Annotated in this window: 15 protein-coding genes and 1 pseudogene; 7 read left to right on the forward strand and 9 right to left on the reverse strand. The window is 63.0% G+C overall.

From position 1 onward, the window contains the following. Positions 1–10 precede the first annotated feature (10 nt). Both oppB and AWB82_RS20455 read right to left on the reverse strand, forming a co-directional pair. Complete coding sequence (oppB, locus tag AWB82_RS20450) at positions 11–931, reverse strand: oligopeptide ABC transporter permease OppB (RefSeq protein ID WP_086970434.1); 921 nt, start codon at positions 929–931, stop codon at positions 11–13. 30 nt (positions 932–961) lie between these two features. After that, entirely contained in the window at positions 962–2,596 is a 1,635-nt protein-coding gene (locus AWB82_RS20455; protein ID WP_086970436.1) for a peptide ABC transporter substrate-binding protein, read from the reverse strand. A 435-nt stretch (positions 2,597–3,031) separates the two neighbouring features. Here AWB82_RS20455 and AWB82_RS20460 point away from each other — a divergent pair, with 435 nt between their 5' ends. Beyond that, positions 3,032–3,961 (forward strand): LysR substrate-binding domain-containing protein, encoded by a 930-nt coding sequence (locus AWB82_RS20460; RefSeq protein ID WP_086970438.1) that lies wholly within the window; start codon positions 3,032–3,034, stop codon positions 3,959–3,961. Between the two features lie 15 nt (positions 3,962–3,976). Here the strand turns inward: AWB82_RS20460 and AWB82_RS20465 are convergent, their stop codons facing one another. Continuing rightward, positions 3,977–4,444: a VOC family protein gene (locus AWB82_RS20465; protein ID WP_086970440.1), complete on the reverse strand. Its 468-nt coding sequence runs from the start codon at positions 4,442–4,444 to the stop codon at positions 3,977–3,979. Positions 4,445–4,609: 165 nt separating this feature from the next. Between AWB82_RS20465 and AWB82_RS20470 the strand changes: the two genes are divergently transcribed. From AWB82_RS20470 to AWB82_RS20480, 3 genes are all read left to right on the forward strand, one after another. After that, entirely contained in the window at positions 4,610–5,371 is a 762-nt protein-coding gene (locus AWB82_RS20470; RefSeq protein WP_086970442.1) for an SDR family NAD(P)-dependent oxidoreductase, read from the forward strand. Positions 5,372–5,504: 133 nt separating this feature from the next. Further along, positions 5,505–7,172, forward strand: coding sequence for a gamma-glutamyltransferase (gene ggt, locus AWB82_RS20475; RefSeq protein ID WP_407643020.1), 1,668 nt, complete (start codon positions 5,505–5,507; stop codon positions 7,170–7,172). 335 nt (positions 7,173–7,507) lie between these two features. After that, complete coding sequence (locus AWB82_RS20480) at positions 7,508–8,914, forward strand: NCS2 family permease (protein WP_096031448.1); 1,407 nt, start codon at positions 7,508–7,510, stop codon at positions 8,912–8,914. Positions 8,915–8,987: 73 nt separating this feature from the next. On the opposite strand, the pseudogene AWB82_RS20485 reads toward AWB82_RS20480, so the two are convergent. Then, positions 8,988–9,248, reverse strand: a pseudogene (locus tag AWB82_RS20485) (SRPBCC domain-containing protein); the annotation flags it as partial. A gap of 32 nt (positions 9,249–9,280) precedes the next feature. Between AWB82_RS20485 and AWB82_RS20490 the strand changes: the two are divergent. Both AWB82_RS20490 and AWB82_RS20495 read left to right on the forward strand, forming a co-directional pair. After that, positions 9,281–10,123, forward strand: a complete 843-nt coding sequence (locus tag AWB82_RS20490) for a DUF5672 family protein (RefSeq protein WP_143756785.1) — start codon at positions 9,281–9,283, stop codon at positions 10,121–10,123. Between the two features lie 17 nt (positions 10,124–10,140). Then, positions 10,141–11,526: a glycosyltransferase family protein gene (locus AWB82_RS20495; RefSeq protein ID WP_235023371.1), complete on the forward strand. Its 1,386-nt coding sequence runs from the start codon at positions 10,141–10,143 to the stop codon at positions 11,524–11,526. A gap of 103 nt (positions 11,527–11,629) precedes the next feature. On the opposite strand, the gene AWB82_RS37690 is transcribed toward AWB82_RS20495, so the two are convergent. The 5 genes from AWB82_RS37690 to AWB82_RS20515 all read right to left on the reverse strand — a co-directional run bounded on the left by AWB82_RS37690 (position 11,630) and on the right by AWB82_RS20515 (position 15,606). Next, positions 11,630–11,779: a hypothetical protein gene (locus AWB82_RS37690; RefSeq protein ID WP_159462605.1), complete on the reverse strand. Its 150-nt coding sequence runs from the start codon at positions 11,777–11,779 to the stop codon at positions 11,630–11,632. A gap of 109 nt (positions 11,780–11,888) precedes the next feature. After that, positions 11,889–12,356, reverse strand: a complete 468-nt coding sequence (locus AWB82_RS20500) for an RbsD/FucU family protein (RefSeq protein ID WP_086970450.1) — start codon at positions 12,354–12,356, stop codon at positions 11,889–11,891. Between the two features lie 58 nt (positions 12,357–12,414). Further along, a complete protein-coding gene (locus AWB82_RS20505) occupies positions 12,415–13,539 on the reverse strand; it encodes a succinylglutamate desuccinylase/aspartoacylase family protein (protein ID WP_086970453.1) in 1,125 nt (374 codons plus the stop codon). 80 nt (positions 13,540–13,619) lie between these two features. Further along, positions 13,620–14,408, reverse strand: a complete 789-nt coding sequence (locus AWB82_RS20510; RefSeq protein ID WP_086970455.1) for an ABC transporter substrate-binding protein — start codon at positions 14,406–14,408, stop codon at positions 13,620–13,622. A 103-nt stretch (positions 14,409–14,511) separates the two neighbouring features. Further along, positions 14,512–15,606 (reverse strand): calcium:proton antiporter, encoded by a 1,095-nt coding sequence (locus tag AWB82_RS20515; RefSeq protein ID WP_086970457.1) that lies wholly within the window; start codon positions 15,604–15,606, stop codon positions 14,512–14,514. 268 nt (positions 15,607–15,874) lie between these two features. Between AWB82_RS20515 and AWB82_RS20520 the strand changes: the two genes are divergently transcribed. Then, complete coding sequence (locus tag AWB82_RS20520) at positions 15,875–16,849, forward strand: GGDEF domain-containing protein (protein WP_086970459.1); 975 nt, start codon at positions 15,875–15,877, stop codon at positions 16,847–16,849. Positions 16,850–16,852: the final 3 nt, after the last annotated feature.

Raw genomic sequence — 16,852 nt, forward strand, 5'->3', positions numbered from 1 at the left:
GTGCGCCCTTTCAATAACGAATTTTCGGATCGAGCCACGCATACGCGAGGTCGACCAGCAGGTTGAGCAGCACGGCCACCACGGTGACGAGCACGACGAGTCCGAGCACGAGCGTGTAGTCGCGATTGGCCGCGCCGTTCACGATGAGCTTGCCGATGCCCGGCAGCGAGAACACCGATTCCGTCACGACCGCCGCGGTGATCGACGAGATCGCGAGCGGACCGATCACCGAGACGACTGGAATCAGCGTTGGCCTGAGCGCATGACGCAGCACGACGGTGCGCATCGGCAAACCTTTCGCGCGCGCGGTGCGGATGTAGTTCGTGTTCAGCACCTCGATCAAGCTCGAGCGCGTCACGCGGCCGACCGTCGCGACGTTGATCATCACGAGCAGCGCGATGGGCAGCGCCATGTAGCGCAACTGGAAGTCGTTCCAGCCGCCGGCGGGCAGCCACTTAAGCAGGATCGCGAAGACGAGGATCAGCACCGGCCCGAGCACGAACGACGGAAACGCGTTGCCCGCGTTGCTGGCGAGCATGAGCACGTAGTCGGCCATGCTGTTGCGGCGCAGCGCCGCCGCGATGCCGAGCCCGACGCCGATCACGATGGCGAGCAGCATCGACACGCCGCCGATCGTGAGCGACACCGGCAGCGCGCGCAGCACGAGATCGTTCACGCTCCAGTCGGCATAACGGAACGAGGCGCCGAGATCGCCGTGTAAGAGGCCGTCGAGATAGAGCAGATATTGCTTCCACAGCGGCTGGTCGAGGTGATATTTCGCCTGCAGGTTCGCGAGCACTTCGGCCGGAATCTTGCGCTCGCCGTCGAACGGACCGCCCGGCGTCGCGTGCAAGAGCAGATAGCAGATCGTCACGACGATCAGCAAAGTCGGCAGCGTGAGCAACACGCGCCGCAACGTGTAGGACCACATGAGGTTTCGCCTTCGCTTATGTCAGTGAGGTCAGTGCTTGACGATGTAGAGATCCTTGCTGTGGTAGCGGTCCATCGGGTTCTTCAGCGAGTATCCGCCCACATAGCTTTTGACGAGGCGCGGCAGGCCGTATTGCAGCAGCGGCAGCATCGGATAGTCGTCCATCACGATCTTCGCGGCCTGCGTCTGCAACTGCGTGCGCTTCGCTTGATCCGTGATTTGCGTTGCTTCCTTGATCAGCGCGTCGGCCTTTGGGTTGCAGTTGAAGTTGTCGTTCTGATCGGAACCGCATTGAACGAGTTGCAGGAAAGTCGTCGCGTCGTTGTAGTCCGCCACCCAGCCGTTGCGTGCGATCTGATAGTCGCCCTCGTGGCGCTTCTTCAGCAGCACCTTGAACTCCATCGCCTCGATGTCCGTCGCGAGGCCGAGCTTCGTTTTCCATTCCGACGCGACGAAGATCGCCATCTTCTTGTTGTAATCGCTGGTGTTCATCGCAAAACGCAGCTTCGTGCCGGGCTTCACGCCCGCCTGTTCGAGCAGCTTCTTCGCTTCCTCGACGCGCTTGGCCATCGGCCACGAAGCCCAGTCGTAGGACGTGACCTCCGCGCCGACCACGCCCTTTGGCAGCACCGAGTACAGCGGAATCTGACCATCGGCGGTGACGCGCTGCGCGAGCAGATCGCGGTCGACGACCATCGAGAGCGCCTTGCGCACGCGCACGTCTTTCAGCAGCGGATCGCGATTGTTGAAACTGTAGTAGCGCGTGCCCAGGATCAGCGAATTTCGCGCGTCGCTCGGGAACTGCTTGACGTACTTGGCGTAGGTTCCCGTCGGCATCTGATAGGTCATGTCGTTCTCGCCGGACTGGAACAGTTTGACGTCCGTGTTTTCGTCTTCCACAGGCAGATAAGTGACCTGCGTCAGTTGCACATTCGCCTTGTCCCAATAGTTCGGGTTCTTCACCATCACGATCTTGCTGTTGACCTGCCAGTCCTTAAGCTGAAACGGGCCGTTGCTCACGAGGTTGCCGGGCTTCGTCCAGTTCTTTCCGAACTTCTCGACGCTCGCGCGATGCGCCGGCGCAAAGTTCGGATTCGACATCAGTTCGGGCATGAACGGAACCGGTCCGGATGTCTTGACTTCGACCGTGTACGCATCGATCGCGCGTACGCCGAGCGCGCCGACAGGCTTTTTGCCAGCGGCGACTTCGTTGCCGTTCAGTAGGAACACACCGAAGACATTGGCGTAGGACGACGCCGTCTTCGGATCGACGAAGCGCTGAATGCCGTAGACGAAATCGTTTGCGGTGACGGCGTCGCCATTGGACCAGCGGGCGTTCTTGCGCAAGTGGAAAATCCAGGTCGTCGCGTCCTTCTGTTCCCACTTCTCGGCGACGCCCGGAACCACCGCGCCATCGTTGTTCGTGGCGGTCAGGCTCTCGAAAAGATCCATCGTGAGGTTGTATGCGCCCACGGATTCCACCATCGCCGGGTCGAGCGTCTCGGTTTCCGAGCCGTTGTTGCGCACGAGTTCCTGCTTGGCGGCGAGCGCAACGCCCGGCGGCACGATGGCGGCCGACGCGTTCAGCGCGGAGCAGGCAAGCAGCGCCGTTGCGGCGGCGAGCTTCGTGCATCGGATCGAAATCTGGGGAATGTCAAAAAACATCACAGGAATCCTTCTTTGTCTCGTTTATCGGTTATCGCCTTTCGCCGTGCTTGCGAACTTTCGCAGTCCTTCGCGCATCGCTTTGCTTATCTCGATCGAGATAAAAGAGCGGCATCGAAACTAGCGAATCCAACGAAAGGCTTTCTATTTACTGCCGGCGCGCCGCGCATGTTGCGGGCTTGCGCTTCGCGTCGGCGGGCGTTTGCTGCGCGGACGCGTTCAATCGCGCTTTGGGCTGGCGGCGAGTATTTCGCATCAATAAGACGGATGCCACTCACATGTGCTTATCGTGACTAAATTTTTCGAATAGTCGTTCGATTTGTTGGATAAACGCACTTTCGAGGTCTCGTCGGCCGAACAGGACCACGGCAGCAAGTGCTTGTTTCCTATAAGATTGCGTCGCCGTATAACCGCCGCTCCAGAGCCGTCCGAAAGATGATCCGTTTTCGCCAGATCGAGGCATTTCGCAGCCTCATCATGACCGGCACCAGTGTCGGCGCAGCAAAAAAGCTCCACGTTACGCAGCCCGCGATCAGCCGCCTGATCGCCGATCTCGAAGCCGATCTCGGCTTCAGTCTGTTCTCGCGCATCGGCGGCCGTCTCAATCCGACGACGGCCGGCTTGCGCTTTTACAAGTCCGTCGAGGAGAACTTTCTCGGGCTGGAGCGTTTGAGACAGGTCGCGGAAATGATTCGCGAGGAAGCCTCCGATCGCCTCACGGTCGCGTGCATGCCCGTGCTCGCAACGACGCTCCTGCCGCCCGTGCTCGCCGATTTCACCGAGCGTCATCCCGGCGTGCCGATCAAGGTCGACTCGGTGAAAGTGCCCGAAGTGCTGGTGAACCTGCAGAACCACAAGGCCGATGTCGCGCTGAGCCTCGCGTTTCCGGCGGTCGCGGGGATCGAGGTGGAGACGCTGCTCAAGGCGCGCGCGGCGTGCGCGATGCCCGCCACGCACAGGCTCGCGAAAAAGAAGATCGTGCGCCCGTCCGACTTGCGCGGCGAACAGCTCATCGGCTGGCTGCCGAACTCGCGCCAGCCTTACGAGGCGGAGCAATCGCTCATTTCATCCACCGAGGATCGGCCGCGCTACACCGTTTTCACCGACACGGCGCACACGCGCTACGCAATGGTCGCGGGCGGGCTCGGCATTTCGATCGTCGAGCCGTTCGCGGCGAAGGTCTGGCGCCCGCACGGCGTGGTCGTGCGGCCGTTCGAGACCGACATCGAGTATGAATACGTGCTGTCGTATCCGAGCAGCGGCATTCGCTCGGATCTGGTTACATCGTTCCGGAATTCCGCGAAACGCGTCGTCGAGCATTATTCGTTCGAGGCGGCGGAAGAAGCCTCTCTCGCGGCGGACTAACGAGTCGCGCGCGGCTCAGCCGCCGAACAGCTTTCTCGCGCGCTCGCGCATTTGCTCGGGCGGCACGTCCTCGATGTGGGTCGCGACCCACCACACATGTCCGAACGGATCGCGCAGCTTGCCGCCGCGATCGCCGTAGAACTGGTCTTCGACGGGGCGCAGGATCGTCGCGCCTTCGTCGGCGGCGCGTTGCGCGACCGCATCGACGTCCGTCACGTAGAGATGCAGCATCACCGGCGTGCCACCGACAGAAAGCGGTCCGACCGTGCCGTAATCGGGGAATTCGTCGCACAGGTAAATGACGTTGCCCCCAATCGACAATTCCGCGTGACCGATACGCCCGTCCGGCTGCTCGATCCTGAACGTTTCGGTCGCGCCGAAAACCTTCGTGTAGAACTCGATGGCGCTGCCGCAGCCCGCCACCGCCATGTACGGAATCACGCCGCGACGGTCGTTCGGAATCGGATCGACTTGGGAAGTCATGTCTGTCTCCTGGAGGGTCGCGGGCGCCCCGCCCGCGCCTTCTTCGACACACGCGCGACGCGAATGGTGCCCCGCCCCGGACTCGCCGCCGTACACGGTTGCGCGCTTCGTTTCATACTCTCGTCTGTTGCGCTCGCTTCACTCCCTCATCCACATGGAGCACTCATGCACGACCTGAAAGGCAAATCGATTCTCATCACCGGCGCGAGCACGGGCATCGGCGCCGCGGCGGCGCGGGCGTTCGCGCAATACGGCGCGAACGTCGCGGTGCACTACAACAGCTCCAAAGACAAAGCCGAGGAAGTCGCGAAGGACGTGCGCGCGCTCGGCGTCAGCGCGATCACCGTCGGCGCGGACGTGCGCGACTCGAAAGCCATCGACGCGGCCGTCGCGCAAGTCGTCGATAGCTTCGGCAAGATCGACGTGCTGATCAACAACGCGGGCAGCCTCGTGAAACGCGAGCCGATCGCGTCCGTGAGCGACGAGCTCTTCGACGAGGTCATGCACATCAACGCGCGCTCGGTGGTCGCGTTCACGCGCGCGGCGCTGCCGTCGTTGCGCTCGGGCGGCGGCGGCTCGATCATCAACGTGACATCGGTGGCGGCGCGCAACGGCGGCGGCCCGGGCGCGCTGCTTTATGCCGCATCGAAAGGTTTCGTCAGCACGATCACCAAGGGCATGGCGAAGGAACTGATGCCGGAGCGCATCCGCGTGAACGCGGTCGCGCCCGGCGTGATCCAGACGCCGTTTCAGGAGCGCTTCACGACGCCCGAGCAGCTCGAATCCTTCCGCAAGTCCATTCCGATGGGTTTCATCGGCGAGCCCGACGATTGCAGCGGCGCGTTCCTCTATCTGGCGTCGGAGGCGATGTCGCGCTATGTGACCGGGCAGATCATCGACGTGAACGGCGGCCAGCTAATGCCCTGATCGCCACCCCGCTCGTGGTATATAAGCGTTGATCTCTCGTGAGACGCAACAAAGGAGAACGCAGGAGATGTTTTTGAAAAAAGAACTACGCATCCGGACCGCCGCGCTCGGCGCCATCGTCGCGTCGGCGCTCATGACAGCGGGATTCGTCGAGACCGCGCCGGCTTACGCAAAAACCCCCGACAATCAGCCGGCGGTCCTGACCGCCTCAGCCGTCGCGGTCGCCGACAAATACGCCGCCGACACAGCAGAACAGATCTTCAAACAGGGCGGCAACGCGGTCGATGCGGCCGTCGCGATCGCCTTCACGCTCGCCGTCACGTATCCGGAGGCGGGCAATATCGGCGGCGGCGGCTTCATGACGCTCTACGTCGATCATCGCCCGTACTTTCTCGACTATCGCGAGCGCGCGCCGCTTTCGGCCACGCGCAACATGTATCTCGACGACAAGGGCGAGGTCATCAAGGGCATGAGCCTCTACGGACATCGCGCGGTGGGCGTGCCGGGCACCGTCGAGGGCATGTGGGAAGCGCAGAAACGTTTCGGCAAGCTGAAGTGGAAGCAGGTGCTCGCGCCGGCCATCAAGTATGCTCAGGACGGCTTCGAAGTCGACGATCAGCTGATCAAACGGCGCGACGACGCCGCGAAGGATTTCGCCGGCAAGACCAACTTCGATCTGTACTTCGGCGGCATGAAAGCGGGGCAAGTGTTCAAGCAGCCGGATCTCGCCAAAACCCTGCAGCGCATTTCGGATAAGGGCGCGAAAGGCTTCTACGAAGGCGAAACCGCCGATCTGATCGCCAAGTCGATGGAAGGTCACGGCCTCATCACCACGCGCGACCTGAAGGAATACAAGGCGGTGTGGCGTCAGCCGATCACGGCGAGCTGGAACGGCTATCGCGTGATCACCGCGCCGCCGCCGAGCTCGGGCGGCGTCGGCCTCGTGCAGTTGCTGAAGATGAAGGCCGACCTCAAGGACAAGTTCCAGGACGTGCCGCTCGATTCCGCGCAATACATCCATCTCGTGTCCGAAATCGAGAAACGCGTGTTCGCGGATCGCGCGCAGTATCTCGGCGATCCGGACTTCTACAAAGTGCCCGTCGCGCAGCTCATCAACGACGACTACATCCTGAAGCGCGCGCAAGAGGTCAATCCCGACACGCCTTCGGACACGAAGAGCGTGCAGCCCGGACTCGGCACGTCGATGCCCGAGAAGGCGGAAACGACGCACTTCTCGGTCGTCGATAAATGGGGCAACGCAGTGTCGAACACGTACACGATCAACGGCTATTTCGGCTCGGGCGTGGTCGCGGAAGGCACGGGCGTCGTGCTCAACGACGAAATGGACGACTTCGCGTCGAAGCCGGGCGTGCCGAACATGTTCGGCGTGGTTGGCAGCGATGCGAACTCCATCGCGCCGAAAAAGCGCCCGCTCTCGTCGATGACGCCGACCATCCTCACGAAGGACGACAAGGTCGCGATGGTGATCGGCACGCCGGGCGGCTCGCGCATCTTCACGTCGATCTTCCAGGTCATCACGAACGTGTACGACTTCAACATGGCGCTGCCCGAAGCCGTCGGCGCGACGCGCTTCCATCATCAATTGCTGCCGCCGAACACGATCTACCAGGAGCCGTTTCATCAGCTCGACCCGGACGTCGTGAAGCAACTCGAAGAAAAGGGCTACAAGTTCACGATGCAGGGCTTCAACGGCGACATTCAGGCGATTCGCATCGACGGCGACAAGCCCCAGCCGATGTCCGACCCGCGCGGACGCGGCGTGTCGCGCGTCATCCAGTAATGCGCCGCACAACGGCGAGCGAGTAAAATAGGGCCCCGGACCGGACTAGGCGTTTGCCCTAGTCCGGTCGTTTGCCGGTCCTGCTAAAGCCCCGTCCCACGCGGGATTCGCGGCATATAAGCACCTCGGCATGACCGGCATGTTTTCCGTGGGATTGGACCTCGCGTTCTGTTCCCCTAGTCTCTGTCCTGACCGAGTGCAGCCATCCGTGCGCGTCACCCGGCATCATCCAGAACTACATACGAGACGACCCTGACGATGGACCCGCAGTGCCGGCGAGCTGACAAGCGCGGTGCACGGAGTTCCGTTTCAGCGTGCTGATAAAGGAGCAGCTCATGATGGAATCCTCCGCCCAGCAGCTTGGCGACATCGACATCACCCCCACAGAACGAGAGGAAAGTGTTCAGACCGCCAGCGGCGGCTTTCTCGATCGCTATTTCAGCATTTCGAAAACCGGCAGCACGGAAAAGCGCGAGGTCGTCGCGGGCATCACGACGTTCCTCGCGATGGTCTATTCCGTGTTCGTCGTGCCGGGCATGCTCGGCAAGGCGGGCTTCGACACGAGCGCGGTGTTCGTCGCCGTGTGTCTCACCACCGCTTTCGGCTCGCTGCTGATGGGCGTGTGGGCGCGCCTGCCGATCGCGATCGGCTGCGCGATCTCGCTGACGGCGTTCACGGCCTTCGGTCTCGTGCTCGGTAAAGGACTCACGCCAGCCATCGCGCTCGGCGCCGTGTTCCTGATGGGCATCGTGTTCACCGCGATTTCCGTGACTGGCGTGCGCTCGTGGATCCTGCGCAATCTGCCGACGGGCGTCGCGCACGGCACGGGCATCGGCATCGGCTTGTTCCTGCTGCTGATCGCGTCGAACGATGTCGGCCTGATCATCAAGAATCCCGCGCCCGGCATGCCGGTGTCGCTCGGGCATATCACGGCATTCCCGGTGCTGATGTCCGTGGCGGGTCTCGCCGCGATCTTCGGTCTGGAGCGCCGGCGCGTGCCGGGCGGCATTCTCCTCGTCGTGGTCGGCCTCTCGGCGATCGGCCTGATCTTCGATCCGTCCGTGCGCTTTCATGGCGTGTTCGCGTGGCCGGCGCTGTCGGCGCCGGGTCATGCAACGCTTATCGGCGCGATGGACATCAAGGGCGCGCTCTCGATGGCCGTGCTGCCCAGCGTGCTCGCCCTCGTGATGACCGCCGTGTTCGACGCGACCGGCACGATCCGCGCGGTCGCCGGACAAGCGGGTCAGATCGACCAGAACGGGCGCATCGTCAACGGCGGCCGCGCGCTGACCGCGGATTCGCTCAGCTCGATCTTCTCCGCCTGCTTCGGCGGCGCGCCGGCAGCGGCGTATATCGAATCGTCGGTGGGCGTGGCGGCGGGCGCGAAGACGGGTCTCGCGGCAAGCGTCGTCGGCGTGCTGTTCCTCCTGGTGATGTTCATGTCGCCGCTCGCCGCGCTCGTGCCTTCCTACGCGACGGCGCCCGCGCTGATGTACGTCGGCCTGCTGATGCTCGGCAATGTGAGCAAGCTGCATTTCGAAGATACCGTCGACACGATGTCCGGCCTCGTCTGCGCGGTGTATATCGTGCTGTCCGCGAATATCGTGACGGGCATCATGCTCGGCTTCACCACGCTCGTGATCGGCCGCATCGTCGCGGGCGAATGGCGCAAGCTGAATGTCGGTACGGTGGCCATCGCGGTCGTGCTCGCCGTGTTCTATCTCGGCGGCTGGGCGATCTGATCGACGGCTCTATCGCGCAAGGCGAAAACGGCGCGCTGTCCGCAAGGACAGCGCGCCGTTTTCCATGGTCGCGTTATTTCGTGACGAGCGCAACGGAACCCGTCTCCAGCAGCGACTTGAGATTCGACAGAATCTTCGGCCAGCCGCCCGACACGGCCTCGATGAATGGCTTGCTCTCGCTCACATGCGTGACGGTGAGCTTGACCGCTTCGCCGAGCGCTTCGATGTCGTAAGTGCAGCGCGACCAGCCCGCGTCCTTCAGATCCTCGCGGAATTCATTACGCCATTTCAGCACGAGGCGTCTGCCCGGCTCGGCTTCGAGCACTTCTCCCGCATAATCGCAGAAGAATGCCGCATCCCTCAATCGTGGACCTGCACGACGTCACAGTCTGTGCAGCTGATTCACTTCATCCGCAATTGGCGGCTCGCGCACTCGAAATCAGCATGAGGCAATGCCGATTCGCCGATGCAATTCTCTTTTCAGACAAACAGGTTTCAACGCAAGCGCGACATATTCCGATTTCTCCGCTTAAATCGAAAGGCGATTATTCGGCATTCATCCTTAAAGAGTTGATTCAGCACGTTCGCACGCCGTGGGTGCTGATCGTTCAATGGGACGGCTACGTGGTGGACCCTTTGGCCTGGCGCGAAGAATTCCTGCTTTATGACTACGTCGGCGCGCCTTGGCCCTTTCACGAAGCAGGCTTCCAGGTCGGCAACGGCGGTTTCTCCCTTCGCTCGATGCGACTCATCCAGGCGCTCGCCGATCCGCGCTTCGAGCTTCTACCCGATGTCAACGAAGACGACCTGATTTGCCGGCTTTATCGGACAGAACTGGAAACGGCATTCTCCATTCGCTTTGCGCCTGTGGAAATCGCAAGCCGCTTCGCCTGCGAATACACCGACCCGCAAGCCCCGATATTCGGCTTTCATGGCGCGCGCAATCTGTGGCGCCACATCGATGACGACACGATGATGGACATCGCCCTTGCGCTCGACATCCGCACGTTCAACTCCAGCGAAATGAGACAGTTGCTCATGCATTACTGCCACCTCGGAAAATTCAGTTGCGTGAGGACAATGTGCGAACGCTATCTGCAGCACTGGAGCCCGCAGCAACTCGAAGAGCAGCTGTATGCGACCGGGGTGCGGGAGCATATCGCCAGGTACAGCGCCGAAATCTGTGCACGCACGATGGAAAGAGCATGAACCACGCCTTATCGAACTTGCTGCGTGACGCTCAGGCATGCCACGAGCGCGAACCGCAGAATGTCCCGCTGATCCGGGACATGTGCAGGGCACTCGTCGCGCACCAGTTCGAAGACGCCGCGTTGCCATGGACCGAACGAGGACTCGCGCTCACGCCGCACGACGCGGAATTCGTCCACCTGCGCGTGAACGCGCTCAACCTCGTGGGCCGGCACGCCGAAGCGGCCGCGCTCCTCATGGCGGAGCGCTCGCTGCTTTGGCCACCCGCCGCGTTTGAGTTGAAGCTCGGCTATAGCCTGATGATGGCCGGAGATCTGGAACAGGCGATCGCGCGACTCGACGAAGCCGGGCGGATCGCCCACGCGTCGAATCACGCTCTGATTCCCAAGGCCGCTCATCTTCTCGGGGAAGCGCTGCTCAAGCATGGCGACGGCCGCGGATTCGCGTTCTGGACGATGCGCAACCTCGATCCCGGCGCGGGCGGAAGCTATTGTGCCGCCGACATTTCCCCGTGGTCCCGCGAGGACGACCTGCGCGGCAAGCGTGTGCTGATCACGCATCAACTGGGCTTCGGCGACCAGTTCCTGCTGGCTGCCGCCTTGGCCGATTTTCAGGCGGCCGGCGCGAGTCTGTTGCTCATGTCGGACCCACAGATCCATCGGCTCATGCAGGCATCGCTTCCGGATATCGAAGTCATCAGCGCAGAGCGCCCTCTAGAGATGGGCGAACCTCTACCCGCCGAAGTTCACGCCAAAGTCGCGGCATTTTCGCCGGATTTCCAGATGCCGTCGCTCTTCGCTCCGGTTCTGGCGAGCGATCAGGCATCGCGGGCCCAACCTTTCCGTCCATATATGCGCGCTCCGGCAGACAAACGCGCGATCGCCGCCGCGTGGTCACAGCAGCTTCGCACGCAGAATCCCGGCAAAAGATTGGTCGGCCTGTTTTGGGATTGCAGTCAGCGTCATAGTCCCGAGGTCGGTAGTGTCATGCGCTGCTGGGCCGCGCGACGCAGCATCCCGCTAGAAGGGATCAATCGACTCGTTCTCGACCCAGCCGTGACACGGCCCGTGCAATTCGTGAATTTGCACCATCCTTTGGTGGAACCCATGGCCGGCGTGCCCGCAGGCGACGTCGTTCGCTATTCGCCGGGCGTTTTCCAGTTCGACGACACCGCTGCGTGCATCGGCGAGCTGGACGCCGTCATCTCCGTGGATTCGAGCGTCGCCAACCTTGCGGCAATGATGGGCAAGCCCACGTGCGTCGCGGTAAATACAACGGGCGACTGGCGCTGGGGCAGCGCGGGGGCCGCTACGCCATGGATCGGAGGCGTAACCGTGCTCCGACAGAAGATGGAGGGTGACTGGGCGCCGGTGTTACGGGACATGGCCGCATGGCTTGGTTGAGCGACCGCAGCCGTCGCTTCGCAGACACGACAACGCCCCGGAAGCCTTTCGCTTCCGGGGCGTTGTGGACGATGCTCTTGACCGGGCTGCCTTCGCGCGCTGCTTACTTGCGGCGATACGATTCGACGAGAATCTCGCAGTTCTGCAGATGCAGTTGCAGCGCACGGTTCCACTCACGGCGCAACGTAGCCTTTGCCGCGCGCAGCCAGGAACCGAACGAAACGACCAGGGATTGTTGAGCGGTGGTTTTCATGTGCGTCTCTCAGGGAAAGTAGCTAGGGAATAACCCTAACTATACGCCTTTCTCGCTGCACTGCAACACGTTTTCAAAAAAGCAACAGGGTATTCCCTAGGTCGATCGGTCAATTTTTCTGCGGTGCGTCGGGCGCCAACTGCACGCCTTTTTTGAAAATGAAGCAGCCGTAACCCCGCGTCTCGCCAGTCGCGATCACGCAATACGCGTTTTTCGCACGCTCGTAGAAGGCGAAACGTTCGACTGACGCGAGCGGCAACGCGCGCCCTTCGGCGGCATCGACTTCGCGCTGGGCTTCGCGTTGCACGGCCGGCAGCGCGGCCGCATCGCCGACGACTTCCATGCGCTCGGCAGGATGCTCGACGAACGTATCGAGCGGCAACACCGACAGCACCGCCCGCACCGCGCGCGGCGAATTCACGCCGTCGAGTCGCAGCACGCGGCCGAGCACGGTCTGACGCGCGACGGAATCGGCGGGAAAATTGGCGTCGCAGATCACGACTTCGTCGCCGTGGCCCATCGCGCAGAGGGCGTGCAGGATGTCGGCGTTGAGCAGCGGATCGATGTTCTTCAGCATGTTTCTTGTTCTCCATGACGTAAGGCCAGCCGAATCTATGGTACCCGCCGCGCGGCGCCTAAGGCACGAGCAGATCGCCCTGCCGCGCCGCGTCCTCGCCCGCGATGCGCGCCACCAGCATTCCCGCCGTCGCGAAGCGTGTCCAGTGCCGCGCGTACAGCACGCCTTCCGTTTGCGCGACGAGCGGCACGAGGCGGTCGTCGAGCGGATCGAGCACCTCGGCAATAACGTCGCCCGCGCGAATCTTCTCGCCAATTTCCCGTCGATGCAGAATCACGCCCGACACCGGCGCCTGCACGTATTCGCATCCGGCGAGCGGCGTCGCGGGATGGCGCAACGGCGGCGGTTGCGGCGCATCGCCCGCGATCGCGCCGATGTGCGTCAGGTAGTCGACGATCGCCTGCGCATCGCGCGCCGCCATCTCGTGCGACACGTCGCGCACGCCGCGCAGTTCGAGCGTGACGGATCGCGCGCCCATCGGCACTGGAAAGCGCTCGGCGAACGCGTCACGCAGATAGCGCCACGCCGCCGTGCACGCCTCGTCGAACGGCTCGCCGCCCGACACATCCGAGAGCAATTGCGCCTCGCTGCCGAGATAGCGCGCGAGCGGCTCGATCGCGGGCCACGCGTGTGGCGTCGTGTAGAGATGCGCGACGGCTTCCCAGTCGCAATGCAGGTCGATCACGAGATCCGCGTCGCACGCGAGCTTCAACAGTTCGATGCGTTGCGATTCGAGTTCGGTCGCCGCTTCGAGCGCCGTCAAATGATCGCGCAGCGCCGCGCGGATCAGCCGCGCGTTCTGCGTCGCGTCGCCCGTCAGCCGATGCTTGAGATCGACAGCCAGTTCCGCCCCGAACTCGGGAAAGCGCCGGTTGAAGTCCTGCCCCGAGCGCATCTCGAAGCGGCCCATGTGCGCGCCGAACCAGTGCTGATTCAATCCCGCCGGATTCGCGACCGGCACGAGGACGACACACGCGTTCAGCTTCCCCGACGCCTCCAGTTCGGCGAAGCGCCGCTTCAAATACCACGCGACGACCATGCCGGGCAGTTCATCCGCGTGCAGCGACGCCTGGATATAAACCTTGGACGATGCATCGCCGTCGTGCGGGCCGAACCGGTAACTCGTGATCGCGCGCCCGGTGCCGAGCGACGCGCCGACGAGCGGATGGTGATGAACCTGCATCTTCGATTGGTCTCTCGTCGAAAGCGAAAAGAAAAGGCACCGCGAACGATGCCTTTTAGGTCTGCTGCGTGAAACGGCGATTACTGGATCGAGATATCCGTCTCGAAGTACTTCGCCATGATGCGCTTGAACGTGCCGTTCTTTTTGATCTCGACGAACGCGTTATTCAGGCCGTTCTTCAGATCGGCGTCGCCCTTGCGCAGGCCGATAGCCGTGCCCGGACCGATGATCGCCTTATCTTCGACGATCGGCCCGACGAGCGCGAACGGCTTGCCCTGCGGCTTTTTCAGAAAGCCGATGGCGGCTTGCGCGGCGTCGGTGAACATCGCGTCGATGCGGCCCGCGACGAGATCGGTCTCGACCTGTTCCTGATCGCCGTAAGGCACGACCGTCACGCCTTGCGGCTCCCACTTCACTTTCGCGTAACGCTCCTGCACCGTGCCCTGCTCCACGCCGACGCGCTTGCCCTTCAATGCCTGCGGCGTCGGCAGGATGCCGGAGCCCGCGCGCGCGACGAGTTGCGCGTGCGTGTCGTAGAGCGGTTCGGTGAAATCGATCTGCTTCAGGCGCTCTTCGGTGATACCCATGTCGGACAGCACGGCGTCGAACTTGCGCGCCTTGAGGCCGGGAATCATGCCGTCGAAATTGTTTTCGACCCACACGCACTTGACCTTCATCTGCGCGCAGAGCGCATTGCCGAGATCGATATCGAAGCCGGCGAGCTTGCCGTCGGCCTGCTTGGATTCGAACGGCGGATAAGACGGATCGACGGCGAAACGGATCTGCGTGATTTCCTTGGCTTGCGCCGAGAACGAAACGGCGGCGAGTGCGGCAAGCATCGCGCACGATGCGGACTTCTTGAATGACATGCTTTTCCTTCAGGACTTTCGATGAGAGCGCGAAACGTCGCGCGCGGACGCGCAAAAAACCGTGAATGGTAACAAAACCACACGATTCGCCGGACGACGCGCGTCAAGGCACGACTGAAAGAAACAGGAAAGCCGCGAAGATCACGAGATGGACGACGCCTTGCAGAACCGTCGAGCGGCCCGTGCCGAGCGTGATGACGGAAACGAGCAAGGTGAGCGCGAGCATGACGATTTCCTTGGGCGCGAGCCCGAGCGAAATCGGCTGGCCCATGAAGATCGACACGACCGCCACCGCCGGAATGGTCAGGCCGATGCTCGCGAGCGCCGAGCCGAGCGCGAGATTCAGGCTCGTCTGCAGCCGGTTCAGGCGGGCCGCGCGCAAGGCGGCGAGCCCTTCGGGCAGCAGCACGAGCGCGGCGATCACGACGCCGACGACGGCCTCGGGCGCGCCGGCTGCCGCGACGCCCGCTTCCACCGCGGGCGACAGCAGCTTCGCCAACCCGACCACCGACACCAGCGAAAGCACCAGAAAGATGAGCGCGGTCCACGCCTCGCGGAGGCTCGGCGGCGGTGCGTGCGGCACTTCGTCTTCGCCCTCGGTGTTGGCCGCGACCGGCGGGATGGACTGCAGGAAGTAATCGCGATGGCGGATCGTCTGCACGAACACGAACGTCACGTACAGCACGAGCGAAATCACGCCGACGAAAATCAGTTGCGACGTCGAAAGCGCCGGACCGACGACCGTGCTTGTGAAATTCGGCAAAACCAGCGTGAGCACGGAAAGCGCGCAAAGAATCGCGAGCGCGGCGCTCGCGCCTTGCAACTGAAAGTCCTGCACGTGATGCCGCAAGCCGCCGACGAGCAGACACAGGCCGACGATCGCGCAACTGCAGATCATGATCGCGGCGAACACGGTGTCGCGCGCGAGGCCGGCTTTCTCCGGACCGCCCGAGAGCATCACGGAGACGATCAACGCGACCTCGATCACCGTGACGGCGACCGCCAGCACCAGCGTGCCGAACGGCTCGCCGACGCGATGTGCGACCACTTCGGCGTGATGCACGGCCGCGAACACGGCGAACGCGAGCGCGACGGCCGCGAGCACGATCAGCGCGTTGCTATGAATGACGGCGGTCGCGGCGAGTACGACAAGCGCGAGAATCGGGGAAACGAGGGTCCAGTCCAGCTTGAATTTCATCGGCGCTCCAGGCGGATTGGGTAAATGGGATCGTCGGCTCATGCGATGTGGCCGCAAGGTCGCTAAAAATTGCGCCGAATGCGTCGGACCTGCGCGAGCGCTGCGCGTGCGAAAGAATTGCCGTGACAAAGGGCCGCAGTCCATCGGCATGATAGCGAAAACGCGGCCGCGCGCGTTCACTCGCGCGCCCGGACGTCAAGCGAACGAAACAACTGCGCAATTGTCGGAAAATAAAGCTTTCAGCGGTCACGCCCAAGTACGGAGACACATGCTCGTCGCACCGACACCCGAGAACGAATCTGCCCGCCTCGCCACCTTGCGCACGCTCGGCATCCTCGACACGCCGGCCGAAGAACGCTTCGACCGGCTGACACGCCTCGCGCGCCGCCTTTTCGACGTGCCGATCGCGCTCGTCTCGCTCATCGACGAAAACAGGCAGTGGTTCAAGTCGTGCGCGGGTCTCGGCGTGCAGGAAACCTCGCGCGACATTTCGTTCTGCGGACACGCGATCCTGCATGACGACGTCTTCGTGATTCCCGACGCCCGCGCCGACATGCGCTTTCACGACAATCCGCTCGTCACGGGCGATCCGGGCATCCGATTCTACGCGGGCCAGCCGCTCATGGTGCCCAACGGCAGCAAGCTCGGCACGCTCTGCCTCATCGACACGCGCCCGCGCGAACTCGACGGCGAAGAGCGCGGCTTGTTGCGCGACCTCGCGCATATCGCGGAGAAGGAGATTGCGGCGATCGAACTCGCGACCGTCGACGAGTTGACGCTGATCGCGAACCGGCGCGGCTTCGAGGCGCTCGCGCAGCACGCGCTGAACGTCTGCACGCGCCTGGGCCGCGACGCGTCGCTGCTGTTTTTCGATCTCGACGATTTCAAGCGCATCAACGACACGTTCGGTCACGCCGAAGGCGATCGCGCGCTCGTGACCTTCGCCGCCGCGTTGCGCGAGTCGCTGCGGGACAGCGATGTGATCGGCCGTCTGGGCGGCGACGAGTTCGTCGCGCTTCTGACCGACGCCCGCGAAGACGAAACGCGCCACGCGCTCGAACGGCTACGCGCGGCGCTCGCGGCCAGCAACGCGGTATCGGCGCGGCGCTATCGGATTCGCTTCAGCGTCGGGCAGACGCAGTTCGATGTCGGCGAACATACGTCGGTGATCGACCTGCTCGCGGCGAGCGACGGCAAGATGTACGCGCACAAGGCCGCGCGAAAGAGCGACCCGGCGCGCTAGCAC

The sequence above is a fragment of the Caballeronia glebae genome (assembly GCF_001545035.1).
Lineage (GTDB): Bacteria > Pseudomonadota > Gammaproteobacteria > Burkholderiales > Burkholderiaceae > Caballeronia > Caballeronia glebae.

Coding starts and splice junctions, on each gene's coding strand:
- AWB82_RS20470 (WP_086970442.1), top strand. CDS start 4,610: ATGCACGACCTGAAAGGCAAATCGATTCTCATCACCGGCGCGAGCACG.
- AWB82_RS20480 (WP_096031448.1), top strand. CDS start 7,508: ATGATGGAATCCTCCGCCCAGCAGCTTGGCGACATCGACATCACCCCC.
- AWB82_RS20460 (WP_086970438.1), top strand. CDS start 3,032: ATGATCCGTTTTCGCCAGATCGAGGCATTTCGCAGCCTCATCATGACC.
- AWB82_RS20510 (WP_086970455.1), bottom strand. CDS start 14,408: ATGTCATTCAAGAAGTCCGCATCGTGCGCGATGCTTGCCGCACTCGCC.
- AWB82_RS20515 (WP_086970457.1), bottom strand. CDS start 15,606: ATGAAATTCAAGCTGGACTGGACCCTCGTTTCCCCGATTCTCGCGCTT.
- AWB82_RS20505 (WP_086970453.1), bottom strand. CDS start 13,539: ATGCAGGTTCATCACCATCCGCTCGTCGGCGCGTCGCTCGGCACCGGG.
- AWB82_RS20455 (WP_086970436.1), bottom strand. CDS start 2,596: ATGTTTTTTGACATTCCCCAGATTTCGATCCGATGCACGAAGCTCGCC.
- AWB82_RS20520 (WP_086970459.1), top strand. CDS start 15,875: ATGCTCGTCGCACCGACACCCGAGAACGAATCTGCCCGCCTCGCCACC.
- ggt (WP_407643020.1), top strand. CDS start 5,505: ATGACAGCGGGATTCGTCGAGACCGCGCCGGCTTACGCAAAAACCCCC.
- AWB82_RS20465 (WP_086970440.1), bottom strand. CDS start 4,444: ATGACTTCCCAAGTCGATCCGATTCCGAACGACCGTCGCGGCGTGATT.
- oppB (WP_086970434.1), bottom strand. CDS start 931: ATGTGGTCCTACACGTTGCGGCGCGTGTTGCTCACGCTGCCGACTTTG.
- AWB82_RS20500 (WP_086970450.1), bottom strand. CDS start 12,356: ATGCTGAAGAACATCGATCCGCTGCTCAACGCCGACATCCTGCACGCC.
- AWB82_RS37690 (WP_159462605.1), bottom strand. CDS start 11,779: ATGAAAACCACCGCTCAACAATCCCTGGTCGTTTCGTTCGGTTCCTGG.